This is a genomic window from Draconibacterium sp. (assembly GCF_041583095.1).
Lineage (GTDB): Bacteria > Bacteroidota > Bacteroidia > Bacteroidales > Prolixibacteraceae > Draconibacterium.
Genome location: NZ_JBFHGM010000024.1, coordinates 1 through 20,307, shown reverse-complemented (window position 1 = coordinate 20,307; position 20,307 = coordinate 1). Strand labels below are relative to the sequence as shown.

The 20,307-nt window shown below is 42.1% G+C and carries 13 protein-coding genes; 3 read left to right on the top strand and 10 right to left on the bottom strand.

Translation table 11 applies throughout. The features are described 5' to 3' along the window. Positions 1-29: 29 nt before the first annotated feature. Both ABZB17_RS03900 and ABZB17_RS03895 read left to right on the top strand, forming a co-directional pair. A complete protein-coding gene (locus tag ABZB17_RS03900) occupies positions 30-1,478 on the top strand; it encodes an oligosaccharide flippase family protein (protein WP_372648189.1) in 1,449 nt (482 codons plus the stop codon). Beyond that, a complete protein-coding gene (locus ABZB17_RS03895; protein WP_372648188.1) occupies positions 1,465-2,100 on the top strand; it encodes a DUF3267 domain-containing protein in 636 nt (211 codons plus the stop codon). Before ABZB17_RS03900 ends, ABZB17_RS03895 begins: the two co-directional genes overlap by 14 nt. Positions 2,101-2,192: 92 nt before the next feature. Here ABZB17_RS03895 and frr read toward each other — a convergent pair whose 3' ends face one another. From frr to ABZB17_RS03845, 10 genes are all read right to left on the bottom strand, one after another. Further along, a complete protein-coding gene (gene frr, locus ABZB17_RS03890) occupies positions 2,193-2,756 on the bottom strand; it encodes a ribosome recycling factor (RefSeq protein WP_372648187.1) in 564 nt (187 codons plus the stop codon). Between the two features lie 107 nt (positions 2,757-2,863). After that, positions 2,864-3,598, bottom strand: coding sequence for a UMP kinase (gene pyrH, locus ABZB17_RS03885; RefSeq protein ID WP_372648186.1), 735 nt, complete (start codon positions 3,596-3,598; stop codon positions 2,864-2,866). A gap of 513 nt (positions 3,599-4,111) precedes the next feature. After that, positions 4,112-5,764 (bottom strand): AMP-binding protein, encoded by a 1,653-nt coding sequence (locus tag ABZB17_RS03880; RefSeq protein ID WP_372648185.1) that lies wholly within the window; start codon positions 5,762-5,764, stop codon positions 4,112-4,114. A 15-nt stretch (positions 5,765-5,779) separates the two neighbouring features. Next, a complete protein-coding gene (locus ABZB17_RS03875; RefSeq protein ID WP_045031158.1) occupies positions 5,780-6,355 on the bottom strand; it encodes a helix-turn-helix domain-containing protein in 576 nt (191 codons plus the stop codon). Positions 6,356-7,262: 907 nt separating this feature from the next. Next, positions 7,263-9,833, bottom strand: a complete 2,571-nt coding sequence (glgP, locus tag ABZB17_RS03870) for an alpha-glucan family phosphorylase (RefSeq protein WP_372648184.1) — start codon at positions 9,831-9,833, stop codon at positions 7,263-7,265. Positions 9,834-9,986: 153 nt separating this feature from the next. Next, positions 9,987-11,315 (bottom strand): glycoside hydrolase family 57 protein, encoded by a 1,329-nt coding sequence (locus ABZB17_RS03865; protein WP_372648183.1) that lies wholly within the window; start codon positions 11,313-11,315, stop codon positions 9,987-9,989. A 10-nt stretch (positions 11,316-11,325) separates the two neighbouring features. After that, positions 11,326-12,618: a glycosyltransferase family 4 protein gene (locus ABZB17_RS03860; protein ID WP_372648182.1), complete on the bottom strand. Its 1,293-nt coding sequence runs from the start codon at positions 12,616-12,618 to the stop codon at positions 11,326-11,328. 48 nt (positions 12,619-12,666) lie between these two features. Continuing rightward, positions 12,667-14,613, bottom strand: a complete 1,947-nt coding sequence (locus ABZB17_RS03855; RefSeq protein ID WP_372648181.1) for an amylo-alpha-1,6-glucosidase — start codon at positions 14,611-14,613, stop codon at positions 12,667-12,669. 73 nt (positions 14,614-14,686) lie between these two features. Next, a complete protein-coding gene (locus ABZB17_RS03850) occupies positions 14,687-15,718 on the bottom strand; it encodes a GSCFA domain-containing protein (RefSeq protein ID WP_372648180.1) in 1,032 nt (343 codons plus the stop codon). Next, entirely contained in the window at positions 15,719-17,737 is a 2,019-nt protein-coding gene (locus tag ABZB17_RS03845; RefSeq protein ID WP_372648179.1) for an alpha amylase C-terminal domain-containing protein, read from the bottom strand. It lies immediately after the preceding gene. Positions 17,738-18,368: 631 nt separating this feature from the next. Between ABZB17_RS03845 and ABZB17_RS03840 the strand changes: the two genes are divergently transcribed. After that, complete coding sequence (locus tag ABZB17_RS03840; protein WP_372648178.1) at positions 18,369-19,601, top strand: aminotransferase class I/II-fold pyridoxal phosphate-dependent enzyme; 1,233 nt, start codon at positions 18,369-18,371, stop codon at positions 19,599-19,601. Positions 19,602-20,307: the final 706 nt, after the last annotated feature.

Here is a 20,307-nt window from a genome sequence, read left to right as displayed (position 1 = left end):
TCTAGATACAATTCAAGAAACACGGTGTTTTGAAACGCAAATTTGTAACCAACCTGATATTATTACTTTTCCTGAATCTGCTGATAAAACCAATGTGGATTTTTGGTATCGACAGGACGGTGCAAAACTCGGTTGGCGACGAGACTTTTGGCCTGTATTTCGCGCTGTTCAATTTCTCGATGTTGCTTAATATTTTGCTCGACGTTGGTATTACCAACTACAACAACCGCAACATTGCACAGCATAACTTTTTGTTGCCAAAACACCTTTCCAACATTATTGGATTGAAGATTATTTTGGCCGTTGTTTATGCCCTATTCTGTTTAGGAATTGCCGCCATTATCGGGTACAACAACATTCAGTTTCAGCTGCTTTTCTTTTTAATCTTCAACCAGTTTCTGATCTCTTTCACACTTTATTTAAGGTCCAATCTCAGCGCTTTACACCTGTTCCGGACTGACAGTTTAATATCGGTTTTAGACCGGAGTATTATGCTCATTCTTTGTAGCATTTTACTTTTCACATCGTGGACAAGTATCCGTTTTTCAATCGAATGGTATGTATATGTGCAAACCATTGCCTACGTGCTAACCGCGATAACTACTTTTGTTGTAGTGCTGACCAAATCGGGGCGCATAAAAATGCGGTTCGACCTTTCCTTCTTTCGTGTATTTCTCCGGAAATCATATCCTTATGCACTCCTTATTTTGCTGATGTCGTTTTACAACCGTATTGATTCTGTTTTGCTGGAACGTCTGCTCCCAAATCCGATTGGAAAAGAGCAGGCCGGTATTTATGCACAGTCCTTTCGGTTGCTGGATGCCGTATCAATGTTTGGGTTACTGTTTGCGGGCTTACTGTTGCCGATTTTTGCAAAAATGATCAAACAAAAGGAACATATCGGGCAGATGGTGAAACTTTCCTTTACGCTTTTAATCGTGCCGGCAATAATTATTGCTGTTTCGAGTATATTTTACGATAACGAGATAATGGGCGCACTATACACTTCAAGTACTGAGCATTCAGCAGGCATTTTGGGAATTCTGATGACCGGATTTATCGGCATTGCCTGCACCTATATTTTTGGCACTTTATTAACCGCCAATGGCAGCATGAAACAACTTAACATTATGGCTTTTTGCGGAATGGTGTTGAACATTGTGCTAAACCTCCTGCTAATTCCGCGATTTATGGCCTACGGGTCGGCCTATGCAAATGTAGCTACCCAGTTGTTTACCGGGTTCACCCAACTCGGCCTTGCCCTTTTCATTTTTAAAATAAAACCTCAGCTTTCTTACATCATCAGGTTGGTTCTTTTTATCGGGGCAGTGGTTGTTACAGGGCTGATTTCAAAACAAACCGGCCAATGGTTTTACGGCTATCTTGCCATGTTGGCAGGCTCAGTAATTCTGGCTGTATTGTTCAGGCTCTTTAATTTAAAAGATCTGTATCAGATCATTCGTTATGAAAAGGAATAATCCATCGATAGAAGAATTAAAAAACGGAGACGATTACGAACTTCTGGCGGAACCGAAACACGATGAGATTAAGTCGTTTGTGTTTTCGCAACTGGAAAAAGGTGGTTGGCTGGTTAAAGGATTCATGGTCTACCAGGCCGTTATGATACTGCTGGGTTTATTCATTATTGCCCGCGCTGTGATTTTAAGTTTTAAAGGCACCAGCGAACCACTTTGGCACAGTGTAGGGACTGTTGTTTTTTGTGTAACCGTGCTGGTCATCATTCACGAGCTGTTGCATGGTATTGCCATAAAACTTACCGGTGCTAAAAGTGTGCGGTACGGAGCCTATTTTAAAAAGTTTATCTTTTACGCCGAAGCCGACCGCCATGTTTTTAACCGCAGGCAGTTTACCTTTGTTGCGCTTGCTCCATTGGTTGTAGTAAAACTAATCACTGTTGCCGGAGTTATTATCTTTTTTAACCATCCGCTGGCTTATGTGTTTACTCTCATCATGTGTATCCACAGTTTGTTCTGCGCGGGCGATATTGGCTTACTGTCCGTGTTCTATTCGGAAGAAGCAGAAGTATTTACCTTTGACTGTAAAGAGGAGCGAAAAAGTTATTACTTCAGAAAGAAGTAAAATTTTGGACAAAAAAAAGGCAGCTTCTACAAGCTGCCTCAAAGCCATGAAAACAATTAAACAATGTTCAGAAAACAGAAAACTAGAAACAATTAAATAGTCATTATATCTTCTTCCTTGGCTTCAACCAAGGCGTCGATCTTCTTACCAAATTCATCAGTCAGTCGTTGCACTTCCGCTTCCGCGTCTTTCTCGATATCCTCCGACAATCCTTCTTTTAGAAGTTTCTTAAGGCTATCGTTCGAATCTTTTCGTGCTCCACGAACGCTTACTTTTGCGTTTTCACCTTCCTGATGGGCTTGTTTTACCAAACCTCTTCGTCTTTCTTCAGTCAGTACCGGAATATTAATTCTAATAATCTCGCCGTTGTTATCCGGGTTGAATCCCAGATTTGCATTAAGAATTGCTTTTTCAATTTGTGGGATCAAATTCTTTTCCCAGGGCTGAACAGCAATTGTTCGTGCATCAGGTGTACTTACGTTAGAAACCTGATTTAGTGGCGTTTGACTACCATAATATTCCACATGAACTCCATCTAACATAGCTGGACTTGCTTTACCTGCACGGATGTGTACCAATTCCTTCTCAAGGTGTTCAATGGCAGCTGCCATTTTCTCTTTACAATGATCTAAAATAAACTCTACTTCTTCTTGCATCGGTAATAACACTGTCTATCCAACTGTGGACTGTCAGCAAATATAGAAAAAATATAAATTCCCAAAAATTTTTTACCCAATTTATTCCTGTTTCAAATAAATAAGGCTTAGCAATACACCAAAGTTCCGAGATCCTCACCACTCATAACTTTCTGTAAATTACCCTTTTGATCCATATTAAAAACATAAATCGGCAAATTGTTCTCCTTACACAAAGTTGTAGCGGTAAGATCCATTATTCGCAGGTTACGATTATAAATTTCGTCGAAACTGATTTTATCGAACTTGGTTGCGGTTTTATCCTTTTCCGGATCGGCCGTATAAATACCGTCAACGCGGGTTCCCTTCAGCATAACTTCGGCTTCAATTTCGATTCCGCGCAGGGCACTTGCTGTATCAGTGGTAAAATACGGATTACCGGTCCCTCCAGAGATAATTACTACTTCGCCATTTTCCAAAGCTTCAACTGCTTTGTCTTTCGAGTAATATTCTCCAACAGGTTCCATCCGGATTGCGGTAAGTACTTTCGATTTAATCCCCTGTCCAACCAGGGCTGAGTTTAAAGCCAGGCTGTTAATCACAGTTGCAAGCATTCCCATTTGGTCGCCTTTTACACGATCGAAACCTTTGGCTGCACCGCTTAGTCCGCGAAAAATATTACCGCCGCCAATTACAATTCCAACCTGTACACCCGATTTTACAATTGCTGCAATTTCCTCTGCATAATCGCCAAGTCGTTGCTGGTCTATTCCGTATTGCTGATCACCCATCAGCGATTCGCCGCTGAGTTTTAGTAGAATGCGTTTGTATTTTGCCATGATTATTTGCGTTTTTTGATGCACAAATATAGTACAACCTTATTTAAAACAGGAAATGGTTTTATAGTTAATTGAATCAAACATCCTTATGTGCTTAGCAAGAGTGAGCCGTTCAAGAACCACATTCGAGGGCGCTACGTTTTTGAAATCTGAGTTTCATGAATAAAAAAGCCACTTGCGTTATGCAAATGGCTTCAAAAAACTCTGTGCTGTCTAATCAATTACCCTTCGCAGTGGTAATTAAATACTCATAAAAAAACTGCTTCTCTGAACAGCCGCGAAAATTGCGCTTTTTACAGGCCGAAAACATGACAAAAATCAATATTCATCAGCGACAGAATACCGCCGATTTACTGCTTTTAAGTGAATTTGGATAAAATAAACGAAACCCTAATTGAAAATGATGGGAGAATAAAAAATGATAGTGTTTTATGATTTTACCTTGCAGATTGTAACTTCTTAAAAAAAATAAAAAAAGCATTCAATTATACCTATAGAATATGTATTCTCAATAGGCAAAACCAATCACATCATACACTAGATGATCTCTATACCCTGATCCTTACAAAGTTCCACAGACATTTCGCTCAGTTTGTATTTCTGGATCTTTCCACTGGCGGTCATCGGGAATTCATCAACAAAAAAGATGTATTTCGGAATTTTAAACCGGGCAATATTTCCTCGGCAGAAATCTACAATCTCTTCCTCGCTGAGTTTTTCTCCTTTTTTCAGTTTAATAAAAGCACCAACTGCTTCGCCATATTTTTTGCTTGGAACACCTGCAACTTCAACGGCTTCGATTTGCGGCAAACGATACAGGTAATTTTCAATTTCGCGCGGGTAGATATTTTCTCCTCCACGCACGATCATATCTTTTATGCGGCCGGTAATTTTATAAAATCCATCTTCGGTTTTTACAGCCAGATCGCCCGAGTGCAACCACCCTTCCTTATCGATAACCTTTGCAGTTTCCTCAGGGTTGTTGTAGTAGCCTTTCATCACATTGTAACCACGGCAACAGATTTCACCCTGGTCGCCCGGCTTACATTCATCACCCGTTTCAGGATCCACGATTTTTACTTCAACATTAGGGAATTCGAAACCAACCGTGGTAGCCCGAACTTCAACCGAATTATGTGTACGTGTAGCCGTCATTCCCGGCGAACTTTCGGTTAAGCCGTACACAATAATTATGTCTTTCATATTCATTTTATCCATCACCTGGCGCATGGTTTCGATGGGGCAAAGTGCTCCGGCCATAATTCCTGTGCGTAACGACGACAGATCGAACATATCAAACATCGGATGATTCAACTCGGCAATAAACATGGTTGGGACCCCGTAAAGCGCCGTACATTTTTCCTTTTGTACAGAAGCCAGCACCATTAAAGGATCAAAATCCTCGGTAAATACCATTGTCGCTCCGTGCGTAACGATGGAACACACAGCCAACACACAACCAAAACAGTGGAAAAGTGGAACACAAACCAACAAACGGTCGTCTTCGGTGTATTTCATACACTCGCCGGTTGCAAAGCCGTTATTCAGAATATTGTGGTGCGAAAGCATTACACCTTTGGGGAAACCTGTTGTTCCCGATGTAAATTGCATATTTACCACATCGTGGCAATTGAGCGTTATTTTAACGCTTTCCAGCTCCAGATCATCAATGTGGCTTCCCAGCAACATTAATTCGTCGGTACTGTACATCCCGCGATGTTTTTGCTGACCGATAAATCCTACATTTTTAAGCTGCGGGAATTTTTCTGATTTCAGTTTTCCGCGTGGTTGTGTTTTTAGCTCGGGCACCAATTCAAACACCATCTTCACATAATCGCTGTCGCGGTATCCATCAACAATAAACAGCGAGTTTATATCAGCATTTGTCAGGATGTATTCCAGCTCCGCCAGCTTATAATTGGTATTAACCGTTACCAGAACCGCCCCAATTTTTGCTGTGGCAAACATCAGAGTGGTCCAGTCGGGAACATTTTTTGCCCACACACCTACTTTATCTCCCGGTTTTATACCGATAAAAAGCAATCCTTTTGCCAGGCGGTCTACCCGTTCGTTAAACTGCTTATACGAAAACCGCAGGTTACGATCGGGGTAAACAATAAAATCTTTATCTGGCGTTTCAAAGGCCCATTTTTCAAGTATATTTCCTAAGGTATAATCAAGTAGCTGCATGAAAATGTTTTTTAATTATACGGGAGTATAAACTACCGCTAGAATTTTTGCAGCCTGTTCGCCGGCTGCGTGAATATTGTGGGCAACAACCGAATCGATATAGATGGTATCGCCTTTCTGTAAGAGGTAAACTTCTTTTCCGTAATTGATCTCAATACTTCCTTCGAGCACATATATAAACTCTTCGCCTTCGTGCGACGACAGTTTATAATCCGACTCTTCCGCAGGTTCAATTTCAACCAAAAACGGCTCCATATGCCTTCCTGATTTTGCCTGTGCCAACGAGAAAAAGTTAAGGTGCTCGCGAGTACTTTCGTCTTTGGTAGAAAAGCTAAGCGTTTCTTTAGCTTTGCCAGCATTTACGAGAGCCGGACCAATGGTTTCCTGATCGTCGAGGAAGGTTCCGATACGCACACCCATGGCGCGCGATATTTTAATTAGCACACCTAACGAAGGAACATTTCCCTCGTCTTCAATCAGCTGCAATTGGGCTTCATCCAAATTAGCCTGTATTGCCAAATCAGCGCGCGAAAGTTGCCTGAACTCACGAAACTCTTTGATTTTATTACCAATCTTTTTCCGGTTTTTCATCTCATTAAAATTGTTCGTTTCATTTGTATTCGATGTAACACCCTAAGAATTTTAATTCTTCCTGTTTGTGAATTTGAAGAATAAAAATTCACACTCGTTTCATACGATTAGAATTGTTTATTTATTAGGATATCGTATGGAACTCGCACATTTTTAATTATCCTTTTGGGTGTAATTAGTTTACATGCTCGTTTCATCTTATTTACTTTTTTACTTTATCTTGTAGTTAGATGCTTGCCTGTCGGCAGCTATAAAACTCACCCCTATTTACCGAGACTTGTTTTATAAGACATTTGATTACGGTGTAAAAATAACAGTTTGGATGAAATGTAAAAATGACGCCAATTAGTATTTTGCGTTCTAGGCCATTTTGAAACTAATGTTGCACAACAGCATTACTCCCCGGTATAAGAAAAAACATTCATGATTCGCGGGAATCACCAACAGGAATGAAAGTAAAGTCTGTTAACAGCATTTCATAAAAATGACCAGGTTACAAGGCGCACATAACGATTGTGCGTTGAACAGCTTACTGATTGCGCCTTTAATTTACTGCACATCAACCCCGGGTTTCACCCGGGGTTAGTCACATTTTATACCTTCGGGATATTGAACTGAATTAAAAAGTTAAGACGAGTTATTGATCTGCAATGTCGCAATTGCAAGTTTTTATGACGCTGGAAGCGTCGAATGCGAATAACCCGGTGCGTAGCGCCGGGATGAAATGACCAAAGGGAAATCGTACGGCAAAGAAAGCAGATCGAGGCCAGATGGTTCTCCCGGACAAAACTCAAACGGGAATACACATAAAAAGATGGGGACTTTCAAAAAAAAAGGTGCCCAAACGAGCACCTTTCTGTTTATTTTATTTTTGCTTTTGTAAATACATCAATGTTCCACTGCCGGATTAGCTGATCCATTTTATGAATCGGAAATCCTGGCGGTGTGGCAATTCCGGATGTTTGGCATACAAACGGAAACTGTATGAGAACGATCCCGGATGGTCGGGTAAAATAGTATGCTTGTAACAGCAAGATGTGCCTTCGCTTTTTTCAGGAATAAATTCAACTGTATCAACAATTCTTTCCTGTCCGTCTTTATTTTCAGCAATTAATAATTCCACACCAACTTCCTCCGGTTTCAATCCATTTAAATCAACCGATACTTTTACTGGGTACTTATCACCCATCACCATGGTGTGCGCAATACCGTCGATGATTTCAATGTTTTTCACCTCAACTCCATCCCATTTTGCAGCCACTTTGGCTTTCCAGGCAGCAATTTCTTTTGCCAGTTTAAATCCATCGGCATTCACACGCACAGAACGCTCATACTGCGGATTGTAGTAACGGTCCTGGTAGTCGCGCATCATTCTCGATGTGGTAAAGTTTGGCGAAACATTTGCAATGGTATTTTTTACGTATCCCACCCATTTTTCAGGAATATCGTATTGGTTGCGGCCATAATAAGCAGGCACAACTTCTTCTTCCAGAATATTGTAAATGGTTTCGGCATCCAACTCATCCTGGAAATCCTGTACATCGTAAGCACGCTCGGCCGGCAATGCCCAACCGGCATCTTTCTGATAACCTTCAACCCACCAGCCATCAAGAACTGAGAAGTGAAGCGTTCCGTTCATAACTCCTTTTTCGCCACTGGTTCCCGAAGCTTCCAACGGACGGGTTGGCGTATTCATCCATACGTCAACACCCTGCAACAGCATTTTTGCCAGGTTCATATCGTAGTTCTGAACAAAAAGAATTTTACCACGGAACTCAGGACGTTTTGATACTTCTACAATATGTTTTATCAAATCCTGCCCTGCTTTATCAGCCGGGTGAGCTTTACCGGCAAAGATAAATTGTACCGGACGCTCAGGATTATTTACAATTTTCGCTAAGCGGTCGAGGTTACGGAACAACAAGTGCGCACGTTTGTAGGTAGCAAACCTCCGTGCAAAACCAATTGTTAAGGTATTCGGATTCAGTTTCCCAAGAATCTCGCTGATCAACTTCGGATTCTCGGAACGTTTAACCCAGTTATCTGAGAAACGCTCTTTAATGTAATTAATAAGTTTTTGACGCAATTTTTTACGCAGCTCCCATATCTCGTAATCCGGAACATTGTAAATATTCTTCCACACATCAAAATCCAATTGATTGGTCGGAAATTCTTCGCCAAAATATTTTTTATGAATGTCTTTCCATTCCTGTGCTGCCCAGGTTGGGTAGTGAACACCGTTGGTTACATAACCAATCTCCAGTTCCTCCTCCAGGTAACCCTGGTACAAATGTTTTAGCACCGCCTTACTTACGTCGCCGTGCAGCATACTAACGCCGTTAATTCCCTGCGACAAGTTGCTCGCCAGGTAACTCATATTGAAATGATCTTCCTCAGCCCTGGCTTTACCCAACATCTCGAAATCTTCCCAGGTTAATCCCAACTTTTCGACAAAGAAATTCATGTAATGACGGAACATATCCACATGAAAAGAATCGTGCCCTGCCGGAACGGGCGTGTGCGTTGTAAACACTGTTGATGCATTTACAACCTCTTTAGCCTCGGCGTAGCTCAGCTTCTGTTCTGCCATCAGATTGGCAATACGCTGTATGCCGATAAACGCTGCGTGCCCTTCGTTACAGTGATAAATATCTGATTCTACGCCCAGCTTTTTTAATGCCTGAATACCACCCAAACCAAGTAACATTTCCTGTTTCAGGCGATTTTCGTTGTCGCCACCGTATAAATGATGGGTTACAAAACGGTCGGCATCGTTATTTTCATGATGGTCGGCATCAAGCAAATACAGTTTTACCGAGCCAATATTGGTTTGCCAAACACGTCCGATCAACGTGCGACCCGGATATTGCACTTCAACGCGCACCCATTCGCCATTTTTATCCAATGCCGGCTGAACAGGTATTTTCGAGAATTGCTGTGCATCGTAAACAGCCATCTGCTCGCCATGTAAATTCAGGGTTTGTTTAAAATATCCGTAGCGATACAACAAACCTACGGCAACCAGTTTTACTTTCATATCGCTGGCTTCTTTCAGGTAGTCGCCGGCCAAAACACCCAAACCTCCCGAGAATATTTTTAAGCTGTCGTGCAAACCGTACTCCATACTGAAATACGAGATTCCCGGACCTGCAAGCTCCTTACGGTCATCAAGATATTGGTTGAACTTTGCATTTACTTCGTGCATGCGGGTTACGAACATTTCATCGCGTTCCAGCTCTTTGAAACGATTGTAGCTCACCTGATCGAGCAAGACAATCGGGTTATGGGCACATTCTTCCCAAATTTCCGCATCTATCTGCTGAAATAATTCGCGTGCTTCAGAATTCCAAACCCACCAAAGGTTTTTTGAAAGCTCCCGCAGTGGTGAAAGACTTTCCGGAACGTTAGATTCTACAATAATCCGTTTCCATACCGGCTCTCCCACAACCGGATTCTTTATAAATTTTTTCTCTTCCATTTTCTTCTCATTTTATTAATTACAAACTATGCCCGGCGGGCAAGCTGATCGCTCTAACTTACTTAGAACGAGCTGCAAAATTAGATTATCATTTCAACAAATTGTTTTTTCTACAATTATCGTTAAGCGAATTTAATGTTAGCACCAAATCGTCTATTTCTTTTTTCGGGAAGCGGTTTTTTGCTTTTTCGTTTTTTGCAAACGGCGTAAATCGGCTTCCATTCTTTTTATCTTTTCTTCTTTTTCTTCGAGCAAACGATGAAGCGAAGCAATTTCATTCTCCACTTCACTTTCGGGGACATGCGCGTTTAACCGGATTTTAAAATCGCTCAGCACATTCATATAATTTATAAAGGCCTCGTAGGGCGAATCGAAATGGCTGTAGGATTTATGCGGATCACCGCCGGCAAAAAACTTGGTCGACATGTAAAAGAAATGATCGCTCGCCTGCAGGTAATTCCAATCCTTATGAAGAACAGCGTCGGTACACCGGGCCATTTGTCCTTTCATGGCATACAATTTTTCAAAGGCCTCTTTTTGCATCTCGTTCCCCAGCCAGGCACTGAGATCGCGCTCTTCGTCGGACCAGGAAATTGGATGTGGAACACTAACAACAGAAATCGGCTGAAGTTCATTAACCGCTTCGGAAGGGGTTGAAAACTTGAGCTTATCGCTTTTAACGATCTGTTCAGCCAAGGCATTTAAGAAATCGAATATACCGGCTTCTTTTGGCTGTCGGGTTCCAAACGAATCGTAACCCATGAACAAGTTTATTACCTCTTCTTTTTCACCAACTTTTTCAAGCCAGCTTACATACTTTTCTGCCGTTAACGGGTATTTATCCCAGTTTTTGTCTGAAAACCGAAATCCAATATCGTCGCTCAGTTTGTAGTTGCGCATTAACACTTTTAGCCGTGGATTAATGGCGTTCACATACAGAAAGTCAGGGCTTTTCCATCCCAGCACATGTTTGGCTCCTTCGGTTAACATAGCCGAATAACCCAATTTGGCTACTTTCTCGCCAATTTCGTCGGAGTAGATCATTTCAGTATTTCTAAAAACACGCGGTTTCTGTCCGAATAACCTGAAGATCTGATCGTCGTGCTTTTTAACCTCGTCGGTAAAAGCATGTGCATCTCTTAACGAACTTAATGAATGCGAATAGGTTTCGGCCAAAAACTCAACACACCCGGTTTTTGCCAGCTTCTGAAACGACTCAATAACATCGGGCGCATAAAGCTCAAACTGTTCCAGTGCCACGCCGGTTATCGAAAAAGCCACCTTAAACTTATCACCCAGTTTTTTAGCCAGTTCCTGCAACAATTTATTGGCCGGCAAATAACTTTTGTCGGCTATATTTCTGATTATGCTTTCGTTTGAATAATCGTCGTAATAGTAATGGTCGTTACCGATATCGAAAAAACGGTAACGCCGGTGCCTGAACGGTTGATGTATTTGAAAAAACAAACAAATTGACTTCATAGCAGTTGGGTTAAAATTCTTGCAAGGTACTTTCGTAAACTTTTCTCACTTCGCGGGCCGAGTGTGTCCACTTTAATTCATCCACCTCTGTTTTTCCGGCACTTTTAAAATGCTGGGCCAACGAGGAATAATTCAATACACCATAAATAGCATCGGCCATGGCATAAGTATCCCAAAAATCGATCTTTATAGCATGTTTTAAAATCTCCGACACCCCCGACTGGTTTGATATGATTACCGGAACATTTAACTGCATGGCTTCAAGCGGTACAATTCCGAAAGGCTCTGACACCGAGGGCATAACAAACACATCGGTCATGCTAAAAAGATCGTTTACATCATTCCCCTTCAGGAAACCTGTAAAATGAAATTTATCGGCGATGCCCAACGCTGCTGTTCGGGCTATCATTTCGTTCATCATGTCGCCACTACCAGCCATTACAAAACGTGCATTCTGCATTTTTTTGAGCACCAGATTGGCAGCTTCAACAAAATAGCCGGGGCCTTTTTGCATGGTTATCCTTCCTAAAAAAGTAACCACTTTATCCTTAACGCCTTTTGGCGGCAAACTTCCTTTTTCATTATTTACCGACTCAACGGCGTTATAAACGGTAACCACTTTTTCGGGCTGAATTCCGTACTTTTCGATGACCATTTTCCGGGTAAGATTGCTTACCGCAATAATTTTATCGGCCGCTTCCATGCCTTCACGCTCAATGGCATAAACGCGTGGGTTTACATCGCCTCCGCTTCGGTCGAAATCGGTGGCATGCACATGAATAACCAAAGGTTTTCCTGTGGCCCGGCTGGCAGCTATTCCTGCCGGATAGGTGAGCCAGTCGTGTGCATGAATAATGTCGCAGGGACTATCTTCGGCGATCAAACGAGCCACCAGTGCATAATTGCGAATTTCTTTTAACAGATCGGGGCCGTAACCTCCACTAAATTCGATCTTTGAATTTTCGTCGGTTTCAACAAATTTTGTCTGGCCTGTGTAACGTTTGCTTTTTAAAGTCCAGAATTCCTCTTCAGTAACGTAAGGAAGAATGGGCGAATCTACTTCGAGGTATTCCATTGTTTTTTCGCCCTCATCAAAAGTAAAGGTCGTTCGGTTTACGGGAATGCTGTTGGCTCCAATCAGCTTTATTCGCGACTGATCTTCGTCGCCAAAAGCCTTTGGAACTACAAAAGTTACGTCAATATCTTCTATCTCAGCCATACCTTTTGTAAGCCCGTAACAGGCTGTCCCCAATCCACCGGAGATATGGGGCGGAAATTCCCATCCAAACATTAATACCTTCATCTGATCTTCTAATTTTCCGGTTACATCCAAAAATCAATTTTTTTTGGTTTACTCTGTATAGTTCTGTACCAAATCAAGCGCATACGAAACACCTGCCACATTCCAGGCCTGCGAAATGGCGCCCTTTCCAACATGCGGCGGGTCGCCATCGTACATTTCAGGAATATTCCCGATACAATGCTCTGTCATTTCGGCTTCAAAACTTTCCATAATCTGTTTCACAAACGGCAATCCTCCGCGCTTATGAATCTTTAAATAGGCTTCAACAAAAAACTGCAGCAACCAGGGCCAGACAGCGCCCTGATGCACCGCCAGCTCCCGTTCTTTCGGGCCTCCGCTAATATTACCAAAGTAACGCAAATGATCGGGCGACAATGTTCGCAGCCCCCTGTTGGTTAACAGTTTGCGCTTCACTACACTTAACACCTGTTTTTGCTGTTCTTTTGTAAGCGGTGTATAATCCATGGCCACGGCAATTACCATATTTGGTCGAACCGCCCAATCGTGTTGCTCATCTTTTACCACATCGGCCAGGTAACCGTGTCCATCGCTCCAGAAGGTTTTCAGGAACGACTGCGCCACTTTATTAACCATGTGTTTCCATTGCGAAATAAATTCATGGTCACCGGCCATGTCTGCTAAATCGAGGGCAAAACAAATAGCGTTAAACCACAGGGCATTCACTTCAACCGGCTTTCCGGTGCGCGGTATAACGGCCTTTCCGTCAACACTGGAATTCATCCAGGTTAATGCGGTATCTTCTTTTTCGGCATAAATCAATCCGTTGGGCAGCATTTTTATATCATCGCGTTTCTGGCTGGTATAGGCATTGAGAATTCTTTTGATCACTTCACCATACGTTCTCCAAAGCAACTTCGGATTGTTTTTTTTCTTTAAATACTGCTGAATGACCCAAATAAACCACAACGATGTGTCGGCAGAATGGTAGGTCAGTTCTTTATCCTTAATCTGATCGGGGAAAAAACCATCGTTAAAATATTTCAGGTACGAATCGAGTATTTTTTCACACAGTTTCGGGTCGTTAAACGCCAGGCACAATCCGGGAAGCGAAATAAAAGTTTGACGGGTAATGCTGTTGTACCAGGGGAAACCGGCAATAATATCGGCCGTGTAACCTTCGTGCATAATAAACTGATGAGCAGCCCGCTCCAAAACACTATTAAAGGTTTCTTTGCCTCCCCGTTTGTTCTGCTCTTTGGTAAAGCGCTGTTTTAACGACACCGGATTAGCTTCTGTTAAACCCGCAGCAAAAACGATCGACTCGCCTTTTTTCATCGGAAACTCAAAGTAGCCCGGCACAAAAAGATCTTCAAGATATTCGTAGCCCCGGATCAGCTCTTTCAGGTATTCAATATCGTAATACCAATCGGGCACTCCCACAAAGTCAACCGCTTTACTGCATTGCATAAACAAATCCGGGTAACCGTCGTATAAACATGTTTTTATCCCGTTTTTGGCCTTCCCAAACTTGCGGTTTACAAACATATTTGCCTTGCTGAGCTGATGGATATTCCGGAAAGCAAGGAATGGTTTTAACCGCAAAGTTGTTGGCGATTTAGCTTCCTCAAGGGTATATTTTATCAGAATTTGTTCCTCTTTTTCTACCAGCAGTCGTTCTTTTGTTAGCACAACCCCACCCACACGGTAAATAATTTTTGGTATCGCATCAAACTCTACATTACGGATGTATTTGTGCCCTTTGGGTTCGTAGGTTCCGCCTTTATAACGGTGGATTCCGAGGTTAAATTCGGCCTCGTTTTGTATTACGGTTTCATCGAGCGAGGAAAGCAACACATGTTTTTCACCTCCAAAATTCTCAATAGGGCACACCAGCAAACCGTGGTATTTTCGGGTATTACAGCCGTTTAGCGTAGTACTTAAATAAGAACCGGCTCTGTTTGATCGTAATATTTCTTTGAACAGCGAATATTCAAGATTTACCAGCTGCTCCTTATCAAATTCAAGGTAATGCATATTAATAACACTTTGGCAAATTGAGTATTGGTTCAGCAGCCACAACGAAGTTGTCACTACTAAGTTAAGGGATTTAACTTACAATTGTTTGGTCACCACCACCAAATTGCTCAATCTGTACATTAAAATATTCTTTTTCTAACTTTAAATTAAGATACGGGAATCTTTTTTCCAGTAATTCCAATTTATTAAGAAAACTAAGGAGAAATTTGGAATATTCAAGGGATTTTTTGTTGATTGGGCGATGCTTTACAGCATTGCTTATTTTTTGAACTTCCCGCGCAATTTCGATACTTTCAGGGTTGATTAGTGCCGCTTCAAAACGCGACCAGATATGCTTAATGGCCACCTCTGAAATGTGCAACATATCTTCGGCATAAAAACGATAATCGCGCAGTTCATCCATCACAATTTCGTACGATGGGAAATAGGCACATTTTTCAGCACCCAGTTCCTGAATAAGTTGATCGACAGCCAGTATCAACGTCGACTTACTTCGCTGGTTTTCAATGGCGCCGTCTTTCCAATGACGAATCGGGCTGACCGTAAAAACCATTTTTAGCTCAGGATTTAATTGCCAGATCTTGTGCAGCAATTCCCGATAAACTTCAACGATTTGTTGTACCGACAAACGTTCGCGTACAAACTCGCGGGCCGGAATTTTATGGCAGTTCGAAACCAGTTCGCCACTTTTTTTATACCTGTAAATCCAGGCCGTACCAAAAGTGAGAAACAAAAAACCGGCCTCTTTTAAAAACGTTGCTGAGTTTTTAATTCGGGTGTTTATGTCATGCAGCGCCACCTTCTGCTCGGTACTCGAAAAGCGGCCATGATGACTAAAGCTGTGCCATAGGCCGTTGTGTTCAATAAGATCGGTTGCCGAAAGCTGCTTCTCGTCGAGCAATAGCTGCAGGCCTTTGGCTACTGAAAGCGGGTTATACAAAATACCAAACGGATTGATATCAACCGGGTATTTCAGGGCTTCCATTTTCGCCCCAACATTTTCGGTAAAACACGATCCCATAAAAAGGTTTTTCTTCTTGTAACCCGTTTGCCACGGAAACTGCGGCACATCTACTATGGTTTGAAATTTTGCTTCGGCCATTTATTTCACTTTCGGGATATCCACTTTTTTCAGCACCAAAGCCGTTCTCGCCGGAAGGTAAAGTCTCAGGTAATGCTGGCTATCCAGTCCTTTGCTTGGCATGGTGTAGTAACTGATCTCCTCATCAATCCGGTCGTGACCACCAAAACGGCCGGAGTCAGAATTCAACACAATCTGATATTTGCCGGCACCCAACGGAATTCCGTAATCGGTAAACGATTGCGTTGGATTAAAATTGAAAACAAACAGGAACAAGCCACGATGATAGGCCAGCACTTTATCGGGCGTATTTTCCAAAACCTTATCAACCGGAGGAATAGAAAGTATTTTGTTCTGGTTGATCAACTGAATCATCTCCTTATCAAAATCATACAACCAATGAAACTTCAGGTCCTGATCCTCAGAAATGCTCCAAATGCGGCGAGCGTGACTGTAGGACCAGTTGTTTCCTTCGCGCGGGAAATCGATCCATTCGGGATGCCCGAATTCATTTCCCATAAAATTCAGGTAAGCACCGCCGGCAGTACTTGCTGTTGCCAGCCGGATCATTTTATGCAGGGCAATTCCACGGTCAACGATCAGGTTCGGCTGATCTTTTCGCATGGAAAAATACATTTCTTTATCTATCAGCCGGAAGATGATGGTTTTATCGCCCACCAAAGCCTGGTCGTGCGATTCGGCATAACTCACCACCTGCTCGTCCATACGTTTCGAGGTCAGCTGGTAGAAAATATCACCCACCTCCCATTCGTCGTCCGACTTTTCTTTTATCATTTTTATCCAGAAGTCAGGTACGCCCATCGCCATTCGGAAATCGAATCCCAAACCGCCGTCTTCAATTGCAGAGGCCAATCCGGGCATTCCGCTCATATCTTCGGCAATCGACAATGCCTGCGGATTTATTTGTTTAATCAACTTATTCGCCAGTTTAAAATAGGTAGTTGCCTCCTGGTCGACATTGGCATTAAAATAGTCGTCGTAAGTGGTGAAAGCAATCTCTAAACCATGGTTGAAATATAACATACTGGTTACGCCGTCAAAACGGAATCCATCAAATTTATACTCCGTAAGCCAGTAGCTGATATTTGACAAGAGGAAGTGCAGCACCTCATTTTTATCGTAGTTAAAACAATAGCTGTCCCATGCAGGATGCTCTCCTTTTCCGCCTTCATGAAAAAACTGGTAGCGTGTGCCATCGTAATTCCCCAAACCTTCAACTTCATTTTTTACAGCATGCGAATGCACCAGATCCATAATTACGGCAATTCCCATTCCATGCGCCTCATCAATCAGCTGTTTTAGTTCTTCGGGTGTTCCGAAACGCGACGATGCTGCAAAAAAGCTACTGACATGGTAACCAAAACTACCGTAATACGGGTGCTCGGGAATCGCCATTAGCTGAATAACATTGTAGCCGTTGGCTTTTATGCGCGGTAACATCTGCTCGCGAAACTCATTGTAGGTATGAACACGCGCTTCTTCACCTGCCATTCCTACATGCCCTTCATAAATCAGCGGTTGCTCCTCGGTACGTTGAAACTCCGGATTCTTCCACTCGTAAGGATTTTCGGGCGCCCAAACCTGCGCATTAAACATGTGTGTATTTTCATCCTGCACAACACGTGTCGCCCAGGCAGGTATTCGTTTTCCATGATTTACAGCCCAATGTACATTTAGGGCATACAAATCGCCATGGCCCATTTGATCGGCTGCCAGATGCAATTCCCAAACACCATGATCGAGACTTGCAAAAGCGTAATCAGCACTTTCATGCCAATCGTTAAAAGTACCAACCAGATAAATATGCGTTGCATTGGGTGCCCATTCGCGAATTACCCAGCCCGATTCGGTTCGGTGCAAACCAAAATACAAATGCCCGGTAGCAAAATCGGCCAGACTCCGTCCTCCGGTAACTTCTCTTTCTTTACGATCAGCAAGTATCATCCGGTCGGAAATAACTCCGGCATAAGGCTCAAGCCACTTATCGTTCTGAACTAATTTCGGCAGGTATCTTTTCATCTTATTAAAATTTTTCGTTATAAGGTAAAAGATGGAACTCGCATGATAGTGCTCCTATTTCAAACGGGCTTTTTAATCTGCTCGTTTCATAGATTTGGCTCCTTTCTTTTTCGTCTTTCAAAATCCGAATACGCTTCCGGATTTGTTTTTTAAAGATATAGAAACAGACGTGAAAATGCAGATTATTAAAAGAAAATGCGTTTCGAAAAGTCTTCTTTTATTTCATAACTCATTAACTAACTGACAGGCAGACCTCTGTTATATCGGATTAACCATTTAAAATAATTTAACTGCGAAAAAATGCCGTTGTCCGGGAAATTAAAAAGATGTTGACGGATGAGCATGAAAGGAAAGGACTGTTTATGACAACATTAAGAGAAAGAAATAAAAAAAAACCATGGCTGGGGACGCCATGGTTAGTAGTTGTTAATTAAATGCTGTTTAATTATAACTTAAAGATGCAAAGGTAAGTAACAATTTTTGTACCATTATGCATCGACACCTCAAAAACTTTTATGTTTTACAATTGTTTTGAGGATGTCAAATATCAGGCTTTTTCAACTGGTATTTTGTAATAGCAGGCCAGAGAAGGAATACAAAAGATTACTTTTACGCCTTTAAAGAATGACAAATGAAGAAAACCGGATTTACTACTACAGCATTAAATGTACCTTACGCCAAACACGATCCGCACAAGGCACTGCAAATGCCTTTATACGAATCGGTAGCTTACGAATTTGATTCGGCTGAACAGATTGAGGCTAATTTCAGGGGCGAGTACATTGCCCACGTTTATTCGCGAACAGCCAGCCCAACGGTGGAATATCTCGAGCTAAAACTAAAGGCACTAACCCAAAGTAATGGCGTAATTGCTGTAAGTTCAGGAATGGCTGCCATTACAAATACGCTTATGGCGCTTACCAAAACGGGCGACAATATTATTTCCGGAAATCGTTTGTTTGGGCACAGTTACGCCTTACTACAAAATACGCTTTCGGAATTTGGGCTGGAAACCCGTTTTAGCGATTTAAGTTCGGCAGAAGATATTGAAAAACACATTGATAAAAATACCCGCGTGATATATTTTGAAACGGTAACCAATCCTCAACTGGATATTGCTGATATTGAAATGCTGTCGCGCGTGGCCAAAAAACACGGGCTGGTCCTGGTTGCCGACAGCACAATTACTCCGCCCAATGTTTTTAGCGGCGGGAAATTTGGAGTGAATATAGAGGTAATGTCCACCACAAAATACATTTCGGGAGGTGCTACTTCGTTTGGTGGTGCCATAGTCGATCATGGTAATTTCGACTGGAACCGGAACCCAAATACGGCTTCGTACACCGAAAAATTTAAGGACAATGCCTTTCTTATTAAAGTAAGAAAGAACGTTTACCGAAATACCGGCGGAAGTATGGCTCCGCAAACGGCTCGTTTTCAAATTCAGGGGCTTGATATACTGGAGCTTCGGGTAGAAAAGTGTTACCAAAACTGCCTTGCTTTGGGCGAATTTATGAAAGCACATCCGCGAATTAAAACGGTAAGTTACCCGGGACTGGAAACCGATGAACGCTACCCGCTGGCACAAAAATATTTTAACGGTGTTCCGGGCACCATAATGAGTTTTGAGCTGGAATCGAAAGCAGCCTGCTACACATTTATGAACAAGCTGCAAATCATTCGCCGCGCCACTAACCTTAATGACAACAAATCGCTGATCATTCATCCGCACTCGACTATTTATGCCGAGTTTACCGAAGAAGAACGTGTTGCAGCCTGCATTAACGACCGCATGATGCGCCTTTCGGTGGGCATTGAAAATGTGGCTGATATAATTGCTGATATTGAGGCGGCGCTGAATTGATATTTAAACACCAAGACTCAAAGACACTAAGAGCAGAACCACAGTAGGCACATAGGGCACAGTAGTTTATGGTTACAAGTGCTAAATTGTTCTATTGTCAAATTGTAGAACTGTAAACTGCGACTGAAAACTGCTCACTTTCCTCATATTCAGCATTCCAAAATCGTTAATCTTTATTCGAAATTCTTCAAAGATTTTCTCGCAAAGACGCAAAGGCACTAAGTTTTTTTTTTGAACCACATAGAAACATAGGACATAATAGGTTTTTCTTCTAAGGATTAACATTGTTAATCTGCAATCATTCGAGTGACGAACTACGAGCATCGTGCGTCGAGTTTTTCCCTTTGTTCAACTTTGTGCCTTCTTGGTGAACCTTTGTGGTAGAACTTTTTAAACACGAAGACTCTAAGACACGAAGATTTAAACCACAGTAGACTCATAGGAATCAGTAGTTTATGGTTACAATTGCGAAATTGTTCTATTGTTAAATTGCAAAACTGTTAACTGCGACTGAAAACTGCTCACTCTCCTCAAGATTCTGAAATCTAAAATCGTTAATCAGCATTCGAAATTCAAAATCTCTAATCCGCTCCTCATTCACTCAATAACCCATTCACTCTTCTACTGTTAAATTGTTCTATTGATAAATTGTAAAACTGTTAACTGCGACTTAAAACTGCAAACTTTCTTCCCACTTCTGAAATCG